At 49.3% G+C, this 17,468-nt stretch carries 14 protein-coding genes; 11 read left to right on the forward strand and 3 right to left on the reverse strand.

Features of this window, described 5'->3' with window-relative positions:
* Window positions 1–133: 133 nt before the first annotated feature.
* Both MKX63_RS13500 and MKX63_RS13505 read left to right on the forward strand, forming a co-directional pair.
* Window positions 134–292, forward strand: a complete 159-nt coding sequence (locus MKX63_RS13500; protein ID WP_341017656.1) for a hypothetical protein — start codon at window positions 134–136, stop codon at window positions 290–292.
* Between the two features lie 64 nt (window positions 293–356).
* On the forward strand, window positions 357–1,739 hold the full coding sequence (locus tag MKX63_RS13505; protein ID WP_341017657.1) for a radical SAM/SPASM domain-containing protein: 1,383 nt from the start codon (window positions 357–359) through the stop codon (window positions 1,737–1,739).
* Between the two features lie 240 nt (window positions 1,740–1,979).
* On the opposite strand, the gene MKX63_RS13510 is transcribed toward MKX63_RS13505, so the two are convergent.
* Complete coding sequence (locus MKX63_RS13510) at window positions 1,980–2,285, reverse strand: DUF6809 family protein (protein WP_341017658.1); 306 nt, start codon at window positions 2,283–2,285, stop codon at window positions 1,980–1,982.
* A 119-nt stretch (window positions 2,286–2,404) separates the two neighbouring features.
* Here MKX63_RS13510 and MKX63_RS13515 point away from each other — a divergent pair, with 119 nt between their 5' ends.
* A complete protein-coding gene (locus MKX63_RS13515; RefSeq protein ID WP_341017659.1) occupies window positions 2,405–2,788 on the forward strand; it encodes a hypothetical protein in 384 nt (127 codons plus the stop codon).
* Between the two features lie 49 nt (window positions 2,789–2,837).
* On the opposite strand, the gene MKX63_RS13520 is transcribed toward MKX63_RS13515, so the two are convergent.
* Both MKX63_RS13520 and MKX63_RS13525 read right to left on the reverse strand, forming a co-directional pair.
* Complete coding sequence (locus MKX63_RS13520) at window positions 2,838–4,577, reverse strand: sensor histidine kinase (RefSeq protein ID WP_341017660.1); 1,740 nt, start codon at window positions 4,575–4,577, stop codon at window positions 2,838–2,840.
* Window positions 4,574–5,308 (reverse strand): response regulator transcription factor, encoded by a 735-nt coding sequence (locus tag MKX63_RS13525; protein WP_341017663.1) that lies wholly within the window; start codon window positions 5,306–5,308, stop codon window positions 4,574–4,576. The genes MKX63_RS13520 and MKX63_RS13525 overlap by 4 nt, the downstream gene beginning before the upstream one ends.
* A gap of 227 nt (window positions 5,309–5,535) precedes the next feature.
* On the opposite strand from MKX63_RS13525, the gene MKX63_RS13530 reads away from it, so the two are divergent.
* The 8 genes from MKX63_RS13530 to MKX63_RS13565 all read left to right on the forward strand — a co-directional run bounded on the left by MKX63_RS13530 (window position 5,536) and on the right by MKX63_RS13565 (window position 17,313).
* Window positions 5,536–6,201 (forward strand): CPBP family intramembrane glutamic endopeptidase, encoded by a 666-nt coding sequence (locus tag MKX63_RS13530; RefSeq protein WP_341017664.1) that lies wholly within the window; start codon window positions 5,536–5,538, stop codon window positions 6,199–6,201.
* A gap of 116 nt (window positions 6,202–6,317) precedes the next feature.
* Window positions 6,318–8,129, forward strand: a complete 1,812-nt coding sequence (locus MKX63_RS13535) for an ABC transporter ATP-binding protein (protein ID WP_341017665.1) — start codon at window positions 6,318–6,320, stop codon at window positions 8,127–8,129.
* Between the two features lie 70 nt (window positions 8,130–8,199).
* Window positions 8,200–9,891: an ABC transporter ATP-binding protein gene (locus MKX63_RS13540; protein ID WP_341017666.1), complete on the forward strand. Its 1,692-nt coding sequence runs from the start codon at window positions 8,200–8,202 to the stop codon at window positions 9,889–9,891.
* A 97-nt stretch (window positions 9,892–9,988) separates the two neighbouring features.
* A complete protein-coding gene (locus MKX63_RS13545) occupies window positions 9,989–11,038 on the forward strand; it encodes a LacI family DNA-binding transcriptional regulator (protein WP_341017667.1) in 1,050 nt (349 codons plus the stop codon).
* A 267-nt stretch (window positions 11,039–11,305) separates the two neighbouring features.
* The gene (locus MKX63_RS13550; protein WP_445323500.1) at window positions 11,306–12,274 is read left to right on the forward strand and encodes an ABC transporter permease; all 969 of its coding nucleotides are present in this window, start codon (window positions 11,306–11,308) and stop codon (window positions 12,272–12,274) included.
* Between the two features lie 12 nt (window positions 12,275–12,286).
* Complete coding sequence (locus MKX63_RS13555; RefSeq protein ID WP_341017668.1) at window positions 12,287–13,198, forward strand: carbohydrate ABC transporter permease; 912 nt, start codon at window positions 12,287–12,289, stop codon at window positions 13,196–13,198.
* A 93-nt stretch (window positions 13,199–13,291) separates the two neighbouring features.
* Window positions 13,292–14,878, forward strand: a complete 1,587-nt coding sequence (locus tag MKX63_RS13560) for a DUF3502 domain-containing protein (protein WP_341017669.1) — start codon at window positions 13,292–13,294, stop codon at window positions 14,876–14,878.
* A 41-nt stretch (window positions 14,879–14,919) separates the two neighbouring features.
* On the forward strand, window positions 14,920–17,313 hold the full coding sequence (locus MKX63_RS13565) for a glycoside hydrolase family 2 TIM barrel-domain containing protein (protein ID WP_341017670.1): 2,394 nt from the start codon (window positions 14,920–14,922) through the stop codon (window positions 17,311–17,313).
* Window positions 17,314–17,468: the final 155 nt, after the last annotated feature.

Raw genomic sequence — 17,468 nt, forward strand, 5'->3', positions numbered from 1 at the left:
TAGTACAAAATTGAAGCGATTAAGATTTTTTGGGAAAGTTAAGTGAATAAAATCACAAATTATGGTTATCCTTATTGATGTTCAGCCCTGTATAATCAGCCCTGTATATTCAGCCCTGTAAGGAGGTGTTTAAATGAATATTCAAAACGAAACAGAATTAAAGGATAAGATCAATTCCCTCAAGGAGATAGCTCAGCAGATTAAAGTGAATCTCTCATCTGGGGTTAAAGATGGCAATGATGAACCCTTAACTTTGTTTGGATGTAGTATTTGTCAAACAGGGATAATCTAACAAAAAACAAAACTAACATTGGGGCTGAACATTACTTTATAAAAGTGAAAAGGGGTTGTATTTTGTGAAAACTTTTCCGAAAAATAAATTTGTTAAAATTGAACCAAGATTGCGTTTGAGAAAGGAAGAACACTGTGTATTAGTAATAGATACTTTAAGCGGAAGATTTTATGAAGCTACGCCCAGTCAAGCTGTGATTATTACTCTGTTTGATGGAAATGCTACTATTTCTAAAGTGACTGACTTGGTAAGTGAAATATACTCAGACACTTTTGAAAATTCTCACAATGTTGTCTTAGAAACTTTAACTCAATTGGAAGATAATAGATGGGTAGAATTTCATGACACACCCGGAATAGTTATGCAATCTTATGAAACTAGTGAATTTATGTTTAACCCTGTGATTAAAGAAGGTATCAATGTGTACAAAAGTCCGATAACTATGGAATTCATGCTAACAAAAGGATGTAATTTTGAGTGTGTTTATTGCTACATGAGTGCAAAGAATAGCCATGAACTCAATAAACAAACAATGAGTTATCAAACATTTAGTAAGATTGTTGAACAAGCGAAAGAAATGGAAGTTAAAAGAGCATTTTTAGCAGGAGGAGAACCATTGCTATCGAAGGATATAATTAAAATGGTGCAGTTGTTAATTTCTTGCGATATCTTTCCATATATCAGCACAAACGGATCGTTACTTACACGAGAATTAATTGACGAATTATATTCAAGTGGCTTGCGATTTATCCAACTTAGTTTTGATAGTTCAAATCCAATAACCTTTGATACGTTAACAGGTAAGCAAAACTCTTTTAAGGGTGTAATGAAGAATTTAATTTTATTAAAAAACAAAGGAATGCAAGTACGTATTAAATCAGTTGTAACAAAACATAATTGGAAGGACATTGGGAAGCTAATTGATTTTTGTTGTGAATTGGAAATATTTGATCTAGAGATTGTGCCATCATTACCAAGTGCAGATGGAAGAGATAACTTTTCTGACATTGAACTAAACAAAATTGAATTGTTAGAGTTACGAGAGATTATTCAAAAGAAGAGAATTGAAAAATCAAATTTTAATTTTGGTTATAGAGACCCGTTATTAATCTGGCCTTCACCTAAACCAGTAAATGTATGTGGTGGAGGAATGACAAGTTTGGTAATTATGCCTGATGGTCAGGCTAGCATTTGTGATATGATGTCTGAGAAAAAGTTCTCTTTAGGAAATTTACATAAATTTACGTTAAATGACGTTTGGAATTCAAAGGGAGTAAATTCTTTAAGAAATTTGTCATCTGATTTGTTACATGAAGAATGTAAAAATTGTAAACATCTTGGTTTGTGTAGGACAGGATGTTTTAATCTTTCTAAAATGACATATGGTGATTATTTTGCGCCTGACCCCAGATGTCCGGTAAGGATTAATCAGAATAAAGTAATATAAATTGATATATGAATTATGTAAAAAAATCTCTTGTATAGATATTTGTTAGAACCGTTACTATGGGGTTTTTGAGTCCAATATAAATCCAAGATGAGAGTACGGTATGTTCTCTTGGATGCATCCGTCATGGTACTTACAATGAAAACCTTGAGAAATTAAGGTTTTTTTCTGTTTGAATTACTTTCATAAGCAGCTTATATGCAAATATTAAACACAAGATTTATTCTGTTTATTGCTGAATTAGCCCCAAAAGCAACTCATTGTATCAGCAAGCTCCTCTTTCTCGGTAAACACCTCCACCATAATCCCCGCTCCCATGCGAAATCCATACTTGAAACTAGCCGCCAACTCCATGCCATGAGTTTGCCCGTATAAGTCTAACAGTGCTTCTAACTCGTCGAATTCCTCCGCTGAAAGCCGCTTCTTCCAAACCTCTATGATGTCAGATGTTCTTTTTCTTAAAATAGAGTACTGCGAGTCATCGGGTATAATATTCTCATCGGGATGCAAGTTGCCGTGATACAAGCTCTCTAGAATACTGTCCACTTGCTCATCTCCTTCATTGTTAAAGTACTTTGTGTTCAACAATAAAAGATTTAAACTGTTAAATCCACGTAGTATACTCTACAGAACGATGGAAATAGGTTTATTAAAAGGAGGTACCCATGAAAAAGAGAAACCTATTCCTTTCATTCATTCTTCTATTTGTTATTGCCTACATCTCGTTTGGGGCATGGATATCGCATGATACCAAGATCATATTAGAAGAAGCGATGAAGAAGGACGCTGATATGAATTATATGAGTTCTTCGGTATACAGCAAAATAAATCCTGTTGAACGTGGAATGACGACATCTGATGGCTTTGAGTATAATCAAAGCTCTCATCATATCGGCTTTGTATTACCTCTCCATTACTTCGCAGATTCAAAAGTATTTGTAACTCACAAATACGAAAGTGATGATTTTGGATTTAGAGAGCCAGTCCAGTTAACGCTGGTATTGAAAGCCGGGAAGTGGTACGCGACAAAGGTTAATATTCAGCCTTAACAGAAACAAGGGCTCCAGCTCATCAGAACTGGAACCCTTTTTGTTTTCCTCAGCAAGGCAAAACAATCTCAAATTCCGTACCCTGCCCGGTTGTCGATTGAACCTTAATTTCGCCGCCGTGTGCCTCCACGATAGTCTTGGCGATGCTCATGCCGAGGCCGGAGCCGTCGGTGGATTCCTCGGTGTTGGTTCCGCGGTAGTAGCGGTTGAACAGGTGATGCAGTGTTTCCTCGTCCATCCCTTTTCCATTATCGAGTACCCGTATGCAAGCCTTGTCGTGGACTCGGGTAAGAGTGACGGTAATGGTTGTGCCTGGGGGATTATGCTTGACGGCATTGGACAGCAGATTGTCCATCAGCCGCTGTAACCAGGTTACATCTGCCTGTATGAGCAGGGAATCCTCTTCCCCGGTGTAGTGGAACAGATATTCAGACATCGTAGCGTCGTTGACATACTTCAATACGGAGCAGCGCACCAACTCTGCCAGATCTGTCTCCCGGCGCACCATGATGGAATTGCTTTGCTTGAGCTGATGGATCAGCGAGAAGTCGGAGATCAGCTCCAGCATGTAATCCCCTTTTTCCCGGATAGTCGCGCCCATGATCCGCATTTCCTCTTGGCTCCATTGCTCAGGCAGCTTCTCCAGCATATATCCGTAGCCTTGAATCGTGGCCAGAGGGGTGCGCAGATCGTGGGAGATTCCTGACATCCACTCCGCCTGCTCCTTTTCCAGCCTCTTGCGGTCCCGCTCGATCTGAGCCAATTGATGAGTCATCTGATAAAAGGCTTGAATGACTTCCTGGTAGAGCCGGTTGCGGGTTCGCATCGTGCCGTTGCGGCGGAAGACCTTGCGCTTGTCCTTGGCGGTCAGCACCTCGTCATATTGTCCTTGGCCCATCCGTTCAAACCAGCCTGCGAACAGAATCAGGGGCCGCCCGAAGCGGTAGCCATGCCAGATGGAGATCGACAGCGCGAGGATCAGGATTAGCACTGCAATCCAGATGAGTCTCGGCGTTACATTTTCTAATACAGGATGCTTCAGAGGGAGTCCCGCTGCATGGGGCGTATAGACGATCCAGGTCATTCCGCTCGGTTCATCCCGGTGGGCCACAATCCCCGCGTCGTAGTTGTCTGGAGACTGCTGGATGGCCAGAATGTCCAGAGGCCGATATGCCCGTTGTACATATGATTGATCGCCAATACCTTGTACGGTGTTACTCTCAGAATTAATCACTTGCAGATAACTGCCAGTCTCCCGAAGCTGCTGTTCCAAGAGGGGAACGGCTTCTCTTCTTACCACACCCTGCTGTTCGTATGCGTTGAACCACGCCGTAAGCTGGTCGAGGTCAGGGGTTGGATAGCCGAGCACATATAGCAGCGGGTCCTGAAACGAGAAGTTCATTTGTGTCTGTACATCATAAGCCCCGAGTCTCCGTGTCTCCTGGATATCGAGCAATTGAGCGGTGGAGTAGGAGGCAGGCAGGGCAGAATACTGTGTTGTATTAATGCTGTATACTACGTCTCCTTGTGCATTAACCACCTGCAGCCACATCTCTTTCTCCTCAATTAGCTTGCTCCACTGGGAGAAGATGTGAAGCTTCCCGTCTTTATACTGGGCTTCTTGGGAGATCTGCTCCAGGACGCCAACCGGAAAGTTCCGGCGGATCTCATTGCTGGTCATGTTCTGGAAGAACATGATGCAGGCAGCCAAGGCAATGGTCACAATCGCCAGCGCATAGAAAATCAACTGATACGTGAAGTGGAAAGCCATACGTTGCTGAATCTTCATCGTTCGTCCGGCTCCTTCACCAGCTTATAGCCGAGTCCGCGTACGGTAAGCAGCAGCTTCGGGTCGCCGGGATCGAGTTCGATCCGCTCCCGTATTCGGCGGATATGCACCATTACGGTCGAATCATCGCCCTGGCCGTTGATGCCCCAGACTTTGTCGTAGAGCTGGGTTTTGGAGAAGACGATTCCGGGATGCCGGCAGAAGTGCAGTAATAGCTGGAAGACCTGTGCAGGGCAAGGAATAGGCTGTCCCTCTACGGTCAGCTCACCTTCCGACTCGTTAATGGTGAAGCGGCCGAACCGGTAAATTCCCGCACCGGGAACCTTCGCAGCAGCGGACGCCAAGGCTTCCGGCTCCAACCGGCGTATGCGCGCCTGAATTCTTGCGGCTACCTCCAGGGGGTTGAAGGGCTTGGTGATATAATCATCCCCGCCCATGGCGAAGCCTCGTAGAATATCGAGATCAGTGGCTTTGGCTGTCAGGAACAGGATATAAGGATTCCCGTATTCGCGGATCTTGGAACAGAGCTCCAGCCCGCTGCCATCGGGAAACATAATGTCGAGCAGGACGATATCGGGGGCCACGCGTTGTACCAAGCTGATAGCTTCAGCACAAGTGGAAGCCCCGTACAGTTGTTGAAAACCTTCACGGCGAAGCACCATTTGCAGCATGGTGATGATTGAAGGTTCGTCGTCGATGATAGCGATTTTAATATCGGATAGATTTGGCATTTTGTCACCCTTGTTCAAAATAGCATATTTATCTTAACAGAACCTAAACAGCGGGGACAAAATTAAGCAAAAATTCAAAGGTTCGTTTAAGTTCTGTTCTAGTGGGGTTAGTAGGATAGGTTTGAGCAACACATTCGAGCTTCGATGAGAAGAGTAGGAGGAAAATAGTATGAGTAAAAAAGACCGCAATCGGGGGGATGGCAATGAGTAGTCCATCTCTGTCTGAAATGCCACACACCCGGCCCGGCTGGCCAGAGATCCTAACTGCACTGTCCCTCTATATGATCGGCGTTGTTATCCTTGGGGTCTGGATGCTTCAAATTCCTGATGAGCAAGCCATCCTACGGATTAATATCGGAGGTGCGGGCAATGGTCTGATTGGCTTCCTGGCTCTGTTCGCAGCCTACGCCCTGCGGATTCGCAATTTACGCGCTTTCGGGTTTCGGACGACGGAGCGGAAATGGCTGCTGGTGGCGGTCGTCATCGGGATTGCTGCGTTCGGGGGATGTTTTGTGATCGAAGGAATCTATTATCACTTTATTACCGAGATCAATACCCAGGCGGATTTCCAGACGGCAGCGCAAGGCGGCCCGCTCTCCATGTTTATTCTGCTTATCACGGGGGCGATCCTAACGCCGCTCAGCGAGGAATTTGTATTCCGCGGCGTCATTGCCAATGCCCTGAACCGTTATGGCCCATGGGCCGGAATCGTAGGCAGCGCTGCAATCTTCGGCGTGGTGCATGGATTCACCGTTATCCTGCTAGACGCATTCATGGTCGGCGTTCTGGTAGCATACCTGTTCCGCAAGACCGGCTCTATCTGGCCGGGAGTTGTGGTGCATATCGTGTATAACGGTCTTAATCTTCTTTATTATTCCACGCTATCCCTATAATCTGACAGGTTATTCCTCATTGATGGAAATGATACTATGAATTAGGGCACGCTTTGCGAGTCTTTTCTATTGTGATTCGTCCCCACTATCATTCATTCCAACAAGGAGACTGCTGCATGCTTATTGCAAGAAAATATACGGTATTCGATCTGATCGGGATTCCGCTCCGGGTGATTCCGGTGCAGACGGTGGCAGCGATGGGGTATATGCTGGTGGATGCCCTGCTGCCTGCGTATCAGACGCTGGTGATGGCTTATTTCATTAATACGGCGACCCAGATTGTGAATGGCCAGGCCGAGTATTCGTTAATCTATAGGCCGCTTGCGCTGATTATAGGTTATGTGATTGTCACTCATCTGCTCCCCAGCCTGATGCAGTTAATTGAGCTGACGGGACGCAATCGGCTGAATATGCGGCTGAAGCGGGAGATGGTGCTCAAGCGGGCGCGGCTTGCGTATCAGCATATTGAGAATAAGGAGACCGCAGAGTTAATCCATAGGGTGTGCGGTGATCCGGTGGGTCATTTCATGGGCGGGTTCAACAATCTGATGAGTGGACTGAATCTGCTGATTGGGACCGCTTCGCTGCTTGTGATTGTGATGTCTTCCACGTTCATTACGGGAATTGTGATTGTGCTGGTTGCGGTGCCTTTGTTCTATATTGCCATGAAGACGGGCAAGGCGAATTATGTGCTGGGGATGGAGGCGCAGCGGATACGGAGGAGGAGTGCGGATCTGGCTCATATTCTGACTAGCCGGGAGGATGCGGAGGAACGCACGTTATTCGGATATAGTCCGGCGCTCAGGGATCGGTACGGCAAGCTGTATGATCAGACGTACGCAGTGGAGAAGAAGATACAGATCCGAAGCTTTATTCATTTGAAAAGCGGCTCGATCATCGCCCTACTGATCGGCATCATCATAGTGGCCTTGCTGCTGCCTGCGCTGCACTTGGGCGAGCTAACGATTGGCCTGTACATCTCGCTGGTGACCGCGATCTTCAGTCTTGTGCAGAGGATGTCCTGGCAGTTAGCCGAGACGATGCAGGAGCATGCGCGCATGAAGGAGTATCTGCAGGACTTCTCTGCTTTTGCCGGACTCAGTGAGAAGACGGATGCCGCTGCTCTGCCTGTGGAGTTGGGCGGCTTCGTCTTTCAATCGCTGGAGTTCAGGCAGGTGAGCTTCCGCTACCCGGATACGGAAAGATACATATTGAATCAATGCTCGTTCACCCTGGTTAGCGGGAAGAGCTATGCCATTGTCGGGGAGAACGGGGCCGGTAAGTCCACCCTAATCAAACTGCTTACCGGGTTGTACGATAACTACGAGGGCGAAATCTACATAAATAATAGGAACCTCCGGGAGTATAGTTACCCTGAGCTGAAGAGCATCATCGCTGTGGTCTTTCAGAATTACGCCAGATACGCGCTGACGATCCAGGATAATATCCGGTTGGGGAATATCCTGAAGCTGGATGAAGAGCGAATCCGTCACAGCATAAGCAAGATGAATCTGGGTGAGATGGTTCAGGGGCTGGAAGCCGGTCTCGATACTTATGTCGGCAAAATCAAAGAGAACAGCCTGGACCTCTCCGGCGGGCAGTGGCAACGCTTAGCGATAGCCAGACTATTGTACTCTGACTCTGCCATCCATATCATGGACGAGCCAACAGCTGCCTTGGACCCCATAGAAGAGAGCCGGCTATATGAAATGTTCAGCAGCATCCGCGCAGACCGGTTCACGATCTACATCACCCACAGGCTAGGTGCTGCGAGAATCTCGGATGAGATTCTGGTGGTGAGTTGCGGGCGGATTGCGGAGCAGGGCTCACATGAGCAATTGATGGAACACCCGGATGGCTTATACCAGAAGATGTTCGCCAGCCAGAAGTCGTGGTATGAGGCAGAGAGTATGGTGCAGCATGGATAGAATACAGAGGCAGGGATTCCTGAGGAACGGGGCCAGATGCCTGCGGCTTTTATTCCAGGTGAATCCCGGGATGACCTATACATACATCGGCATTGCCTTGCTCCAGGCGGTCTCCTGGGTCTTGCAGGTATTATTTATGCAAAAGTTTCTGGATGATGCCGCTGCCTATGCTACGGACCGGATAGACTTCAAAATGATGCTCTTTTCCTTGGGCGTACTGGCCCTTATGTATCTGTTCTATCACGTCATGGACGGATTCGGGAACTGTTATGAGGAGATTTACGGGCTAAGTGTGGGCAAGCACCTGAACCTGATGATTTTTAAGCGAGTTGATTCTCTGCAGGTCTCTGAATTCGAGGACACGAAGCGGCTGGATTATATCCACAAGGCTGTGAACGGGAGCGGCAAGCTGATCTGGATCGGGACGACCTTACTGGACATTCTGTTCTACTATACGACTTATTTCGTGTTCATCGGGTGGTATCTGTTCACGCTCAAGCCGGTGCTTGCGCTAAGTATTGTCGTCGTATTCGTTCCGGTGATGCTATCCCAGTGGGTGATGATGTCAGCGTTCAAGAATCTGGAGGCGGCTTCGGCCCCGATCCGGCGGGAAGCTGAGTATTATGAGCAGTGCTTGACGGATAAGTCGTATCTGGCAGAGACCCGCTTGCTGGGGGCTACTTCATTTTTCAATAACCTGTATACCTCGGCTCTGCAACGGTTGAACGCTATTGTACTTCGGACGCAGGTACGCAAGCAGCTTGTTCAGCTCATTCTGAATATAGTGACGGTTATGGGCTACGGCCTGATCGTATATATGCTGTTTGTGTCTGTGATGAGGCAGGAGATTTCGATTGGAGCTTTTGCGGCGGTGCTGGCTTCGATTGGCAGTCTATACCGGTTCATGAACAAGCTGATCACCGAGAGAATTGCCTGGGCTACGGAGAATATCGGGTCTACTGAGAATTTTCTGGATTTCATCGACGAACCTGCTGAGAGGACGAACAACCTGCCAAGACCCGCAGACAGTGATATTGAGCTAAAAGCTGTCCGGTTCCGCTATCCGCTGGCGACCCGGAATGCGGTGGAGGAGATCAATCTGATCCTTCCGAGTAAGCAGACGCTGGCGATTGTAGGGGAGAACGGAAGCGGGAAGACCACGCTATGCCGCATTATTATGGGCTTATACCCGCCTACGGAAGGGGAAGTGTGGTACGGGAACGTGGAGGCTTCGCAGACTGGCTATGAGCGAACATCGGCAGTTTTTCAACATTATCGCAAGTATAAGGAGACGTTGCGGGAGAATGTGCGGATCAGCCAACATTCCAAACCAGCAGATGATGCTACAATAGTATCCGTTTGTGAAGAGGCCGGGGTGCTTTTGTCCGGTGAAGGGGTTAAGGAAGGGCTGGATACGATGCTGGGACGCGAGTTCGGCGGCACGGATCTCTCCGGCGGCCAGTGGCAGCGTGTAGCGATTGCCCGCGGATTGTTCCGGGACAGCGACTACATGATCTTGGATGAACCTACAGCGGCCATCGATCCCCTGGAGGAGACCCGGCTGTACAACGACTTCGCAGCACTGTGCCGGAATAAAACCGCAGTCCTCGTCTCCCACAGACTAGGCTCTGTGAAGCTCGCGGACCGAATTCTTGTAATGAAGGACGGAAGGATCGTGCAGGACGGCACACATGAGCAGCTCATGAGCATGCCGGGTGAGTACCGAACGATGTATGAGGCGCAGCGGAAGTGGTATGTGTAGGGGAGCCAAATAGCAATAAATGGTTTACTAATACAGAGCTTAACGATAAGATGAAGCCAAAACCAGTTATTGCCGATGTGCGAAGAGAGGGAGCAGAATGAAACCCGTTACCGTATATGATATCGCCAGGGAAGCTAACGTATCGGTTGCCACCGTATCCAGAGTGCTTAATAATACCGCCCCCGTCAAAAAAGAAACGAGGGAGCGGATTACTGCGCTGATCGACAAGCACCAGTTCCAGCCCAATGCGCTTGCGCGCAGCCTGATCCGCAAAGAAACCGGGATGATCGGGTTCATCCTGCCGGATATCACCAATCCGTTTTTTCCGGAGGTGCTGGCCAGCTTTGACCGGGAGACGAGAAAACTGGGCTACACCTGTTTTTTGTGCGATACCGTCTCTTCAGATGAGGAGACCGACCTCCAGTATGCGCGGGAATCACAGTATCTGGGGATATTGATGGAGAAGCAGGTCGATGGCATCGTGATGATTGGCGGCAGGCTGGATTTGTCCAAGCCGGATGCGGCGCTGGTGCGTGAGGTAGAGGAAGCGGCCAAACGGGTTCCGGTGCTGATGATTAACGGGAATCTGCCCAACACGAAGATTCACCGGGTGGCGGTCGACCAGAGGCTGGGAGCGGAGCTGGCTGCACAGCATTTAATCGATCTTGGACACCGGGATATCGCCGTCATTGGCGGTTTCTTGCATATGTCCAATACGCAGCAGCGGCTTCAGGGATTCCGGACGGCCATGCGAAACAACGGTCTGGAGGTCCGCAAGGAATGGATGGTCCAAGGGGGATTCTCTGTCAACATGGGCTTTAAGTTTGCAGAGCAGGTGTTGAAGTTGCCGGACCGGCCGACAGCGATCATGTGTATGAACGACCTGGTGGCCATCGGCGCACTGAAAGCGGCTGACCGGGCGGGACTTGCCGTGCCGGCGGAATTGTCCATCGTCGGTTATGATGATATTCCGTTTGCGTCCTTCAGCATTCCTGAGCTGACTACTGTTTCGCTGATGGCCAGCGAGATCGGCGGTCTGGCGGCAGACATGCTGCATAAGCTGATCGCCGGCAAACAGGTGTCCCGTTTACATTCGGTTATTCCCGAGCTAAGGGTACGCCAGACGACAGCACCTCCCCGGAAATAATTGATCCGTGAACATAAATTAATAGTTGACTTTGAAATAACGAGGGCTTATTCTGTTGAAGAAAGCCCTTACATTTTATTTTTTAATGAAACCCATTTCACCTATAATCCGATTACTTGCTGAATGAACAAGGAAACTCCCTGGGAAATTTGCGAGAAGAAGAGAGACAGGATGAAGAACAGGTTTCATTTTTTTATTTTCTTGTGAAATGGGTTTCATAAATTTAACAGCCGGTAGCTGCTATCTAATCAATTAAGGAGGGGTCTTATGTCCACTGCTTCACCTGCCCAATTGACAGAGAAGAGGTATACCAAACCCAAGCGCGGCCGCTGGAAACGTTTTAAGAACAACAAGACATTGCTGCTGATGTGCTTTCCGGCTGTAGCGTTTTTTCTTATCTTTTCCTATATGCCTATGCCTGGGCTGTATCTGGCGTTCATCAAGTACAACTATTCTGACGGCATCTTCGGAAGCGCCTTTGCCGGGCTGGAGAATTTCCGGTTCCTTGTCATGACGGGTGATCTGTGGCGCCTGACGTTCAATACCATCGCTTATAACATCGCGTTTATCCTCCTTGGCAACATGCTTCAGATTACGGTCGCTGTGCTGCTGAACGAGATGCGGTCCAAATGGTTTAAGAAAGTATCCCAGACCATGATGTTCCTGCCGTATTTCGTATCCGCCGTTCTGATCGGCCTCATCGCCTACAACATTCTGAGTTATGATTATGGCATTTTGAACTCGGTCCTGCACTCCTTGGGATTGGATCCGGTGAAGGCTTACTCGAGTCCGGGGGCGTGGCCGTTTATCATTGTTATCACGTATTTATGGCAGAGCACCGGATATGGCTCCATTGTGTATTTTGCCGCCATTATGGGGCTGGACAGTGAGATTGTGGAGGCTTCGGAGATCGACGGAGCCAATGCTTTTCAGCGTATCCGGTATATCGTACTGCCTTGGCTCAAACCGACCTTCATCATTCTGCTGCTGTTCTCGCTTGGCGGAATCCTTAAGGGGAACTTCGGATTATTCTTCAATCTGGTGGGGGCTAACAACACAGCGTTATACGCCTCTACGGATATTATCGAGACCTATGTGTTCCGCTCGCTGATGACCAACTTCAACTTCTCGATGGGCAGTGCGGTCAGCCTGTATCAATCCTTGTTCGGATTCATCGTTGTGCTAACTGCTAACTGGCTGGTCAAAAAGGTATCGCCTGACAATTCACTTTTTTAGGAGGACTTGCCCATGGATGAGACTTTTGTAAGCGCACACAAAAAAACCGACGCCAGCGGACTTGTCGTCCGGTGGATTGGATATCTGTTTATCGGCTTCTTCGCCCTCTGCTGCCTGTTGCCGTTCTTGCTGGTGCTGGGGACCTCCTTCACCTCCGAATCGGCCATTAAGCTCTCCGGCTTCAACTTCTGGCCCAAAGAATTCAGTACGTTCGCTTATAAAATTGTATTTGAGAATCCCGATCTGATCATCGGATCGTATATAGTAACCATAGTTATGACGATTGTGGGTACGGCGCTTGGCCTGCTGCTGGTAGCTATGACGGGATATGCGCTGCAGCGGCCGGACTTTATGTACCGCAACAAGATCTCTTTCTTTATCTACTTCACTACACTGTTCTCTGGAGGTCTGGTGCCGTTCTACCTGTTAATTACCCAGTATCTCCATTTAAAAGATAACTATCTGGCGGTTCTGCTTCCTGGTCTGCTAAGTCCGTTCCTGATCATTATGATGAAAAGCTTCGTCCGCTCTATTCCTCATGCCATTACGGAATCGGCGAAGATCGACGGGGCAGGCGACTTTACGATTTTCCTCCGGCTGATTCTGCCCATGACCACGCCCGCCCTGGCCACAATCGGGCTGTTCATCGCCTTGGGGTATTGGAACGAATGGTATAACTCCATGCTGTTTCTGTCGCCGGATATGAAATATCGCACCTTGCAGCTTTTTCTGTATAACGTGATCACCAGCGCTGATTTTGTCCGCAATTCCGCTGCCGCCTCGAATGTGCAGCTTCGCGATGTGCCACTCGAGTCCATGAAGATGGCGACAGCCGTAGTTGCCACGGGTCCTGTCATTTTGTTCTACCCGTTCGTACAGCGCTACTTCATTAAGGGTATCACCGTAGGGGCCGTAAAGGGCTGATCTTCCAGACCCTTCAATTCCACTGCAACGATGTGCCAAGGCCATCAAGCCTTCTCACATAGAGTACATTAAATACAGGGAGGTTCTACAAGAATGGGGATCAAAAAAGCATCAGGGATTTTGTTGACGTTCCTCTTACTGTTTACACTGGCCGCCTGTGGTGGCGGGAATAATGCGGCTAACAATGGGGCTAAGACGACGAATAACGCTGGAAAGCAAGACAGCTCGGCGCCGGACACCTCCAAGTTCGTAAAGGTCAGTTATGTGGTCCTGGGCGATAAGCCGAAGAATGGGCAATTCGAAAAGGTGCTGGCCAAGGTCAATGAAATTATGAAGGAAAAAATCAATGCCGAGCTGGAATGGAAATGGGTCGAATGGGCCGATTGGCAGACCAAATACAACCTGCTGCTGGCCTCCGGGGAGGCAGTTGATCTGATCACCATCGGAACGGATTGGCTCGATACTTGGGCTAATGCACAGCGCGGAGCCTTCATGAATATGGATGAGCTGCTGCCCAAGTATGCACCGGAAACCTGGAAATCCATCCCGGAGGAGGATTGGAACGAGAGCCGTTACAACGGCAAAATTGTGCTGATTCCTGAGAACGATTACACGCAATGGGTCAATCATGGATTCTTCTACCGCGGCGACTGGGCCAAGGAAGCCGGGCTGAGCGAGCCGATCAAGAATTGGGAAGAAATCGGCCAGTATCTGCAATATATCAAGGACAACAAGCCGGATGTCATTCCATGGGATATGGCTTCCGGTGCGGTGACCTGGGGCGGCTATATTCAGTCCTATACGGATAACCTGGACCTCCCGATCTCTACAGGCTACATGCCGGTATTTACAGCGCAATCGAACGATGAGAAATATACCGTAGCTGAGCCCATCTTCAGCGATCTCTTCCTGAATTATGCCAAGCTGATGAAGGAATGGGCCGACAAAGGATTCTGGCGCGAGGATGCGCTCAATAACAAAAATGACAACCGTATAGCCCTCAAAGCCGGGTTATCCGGTCTGGATCAGCATCACACTCAAACCTTCTCCACGCTGCGTGTAGAGATGGACAAAGCCCAGCCAGGCTCTGAGCTGCAGATGTTCCCGTTCAACCGGACGGGCGGGAAGAATCTCATGGAGCTGTCGATTACACACGGCGGTACCTCCCTGGGCGCGCATAGCAAAAATCCGGAGCGGGCGCTGATGGCGTATGATTTGATCCGCAACAACGAGGAAATCTATCATCTGATCAACTATGGTATCGAAGGCGTGCAATATGAGATCAAGGATGGAAAAAGAACACTGCCGGCCAACTACAACGAAGCCTCTGACAGCTTCTATGCAGATTTCTGGGGCGGCCGGGTGGATAAATTTGAAATCCCAAGCGAAACGGTGTGGAGTGAAATCGGCACCCTCTATGACGAATACGACAAAATCAAAATTCCGTATCCTTACGGCCAGTTTGTCTTCGACAAAACGCCTGTAGAGAGTGAATTGACTGCAATCTCGCAGGTGGCCGGGGAGCTTGGGCCGGCTATCAACTTCGGGAAGGTAAGCGATCCAGCCAAAGCAGTGGAGGAGTTCAGAGCCAAAATCAAGACTGCCGGATACGATAAGGTCAAGGCGGAATTGCAGAAGCAGCTGGATGCATTCAAGCAAAAAATGGAAGCTGCGCAATAAACGGCTATATAGATTGAACTAAAAAATTTAAGGAGAAGCGCATGAACGAGTCCAGAAGCAAGCTATGGCTTAATGCGGAGTGGTGTTTCCATCGCGGGGATATACCCCAGGCATGGTACAAGGGATATGACGACAACGATTGGCGTGAGGTCACACTTCCTCATGACTGGGCCGTCGAGGCTGATTTCTCCAGAGATTATTCCAGCGGCAGCGGATATCTGCCCGGCGGAACCGGCTGGTACCGTAAGCATATTGTGTTGCCGGACCGGCTGGAGGGGAAACGTGCGTACCTTACCTTTGAGGGCGTCTACAACCATTCACAGGTCTGGGTAAACAGCTATTATTTAGGCAAACGTCCTTATGGTTATAGCACGTTCACTTATGAAATCACGGATCTGCTGGTGTATGGAGGAGCCGTGAATACCATTGCGGTAAAAGTGAACCATGCGGAGACAGCAGACTCCCGCTGGTACACCGGTTCGGGTATCTACCGCGATGTATATCTGACCTTTACGCATGACATTCATGTTGCAGAGTACGGTGTTTTTGCATGGGCAGCTGAGATTGGCCGGGATGGGGCGGAGCTGCAGGTAGAGACCCGAATTCTGAACGAAACAGGGGAACCGGCAGAGATTGGTGTACGTCATACTCTTGTGGATGAGGAGGGCATCGATGCGGGAACCTCATTTGAGCTGCTGCCGGCGGCGGGCGGTACGGAATGCAGTCAACAAGTCATTCAAGTGAAGGAACCGAAGCTCTGGTCGCCGGAAGCTCCCAACATGTATACACTCCTTACAGAAATAATCTGGAAGGGTGCAACGGTTGATGAGGTCCGCACTCCCGTCGGTCTCCGGAGCATTCACTTCGATCCGGCGGATGGGTTCAAGCTGAATGGAAAGTCTCTTAAGATCAAGGGAGTCTGTGTGCATCATGACGCCGGGTGCCTCGGCGCTGCCGTTCCTGGCGATGTCTGGGTCCGGCGGCTGCGCTACCTTAAGGACATGGGCTGCAATGCCATCCGTATGAGCCATAACCCGCCGGCTCCGGTTCTCCTGGATTTATGCGATCAAATGGGATTTATGGTGATGGACGAAGCTTTTGATGAATGGGAGGGTGTCAAGAACAAGTGGTCTACCGGACATAATGTCTATCCTCCAAAGCACTTCGGTTATTATGAGGATTTCCCGGAATGGGGCATTACGGATATTCAAGAGATGGTGCTGCGCGACCGAAACCATCCTTCTATTATTCTGTGGAGTATTGGCAATGAGGTAGACTATCCTAATGATCCTTACTGTCACCCTTCCTTCCAGACAATGACCGGCAACAATGATGCCAACAAGCCTGCTGCAGAACGTGTATATGATCCGAACAAGCCGAATGCTGAACGTCTTACTGTCATAGCCGGAAAGCTGGTGCAGGCAGTGAAGGCCTGTGACAAGACACGGCCAGTAACGGCAGCGCTGGCTTATCCCGAACTAGCTAACCTGATCGGTTATTCCGATACACTCGATGTGGTTGGCTATAACTACAGGGAGTCTTTATATGAAAAGGATCGGAGCTCTTATCCGGATCGTGTGCTCTACGGCAGCGAGAATTCTCCGGGGCTGCAGGAGTGGCTGGCGGTCCGCGATAACACCGATATCTGCGCACAGTTTATATGGACCGGAATCGACTATCTGGGCGAAGCGCATGGCTGGCCGATCCGGGCCTCGCAGGCAGGATTCATAGACCTTGCCGGCTTCCCGAAACCAAGCTATTATTACCGCCAGAGCCTGTGGAGCGATACGCCGATGGCTTATCTCGCCGTCCGCAGAGCAGGTGAACCGGGAATATCTGACACCGGTGGCCGGTCAGGCGGCGGGCCAAGCTGGAACTGGGAGCCGGGCGAGCGGTTGATCGTAGACGGGTATACCAATCTTGCTGCTGCGGAACTGTACCTCAATGGCAAGCTGCTGGGGGGAGGAAGTCCTGATGAGAGCGGGGAGCTGCTGCTGAGCTGGGAGGTGAACTTTGAACCGGGGACGCTGCTTTTAACGGGGACAGACGAACAGGGCCGAACAGTCAAGCGGGAGCTGCACACGGCGGCAGCGCCTGAGCAGCTCAGGCTGACAGCCGATACCCTGCAGCTGCGGGCGAACCTGCGTGATATCGTCCATGTGGAGTTCGAAATTGTGGATGCGGCGGGCATTGGGGTCTATGGCGCGGAGGTTCCTGTCACGGTGACCGTAGAGGGAGCGGGTGAATTTCTGGGACTAGAGAATGGAAATGTGCAGGATCTGGAGCCTTACCGTTCCCATACACGAAATACCCATAACGGTAAGCTGCTGGCCTATATCCGGGCCGGAGCAGTCCCCGGAACGATTAAGGTCACTGCGGTCACTCCAGGGCTATCGCCGGCAGAGCTTGAAATAAATTCTTATATTCACCCCTAGAGGGAATACCACAATCGGTTCTAATGAAATGACTGCTGCCAATTCTGGCGCAGTCTTTTTTGTTTACGATTTCACCGCCTTGTGCCGGGATAAAACCGCAATCCTCTTCTCCCACCTTTTAGGTTCTGTGAAGCCCGCGGGCCGAATCATCGCAG

Source organism: Paenibacillus sp. FSL R7-0179, from assembly GCF_038002265.1.
Lineage (GTDB): Bacteria > Bacillota > Bacilli > Paenibacillales > Paenibacillaceae > Paenibacillus_AQ.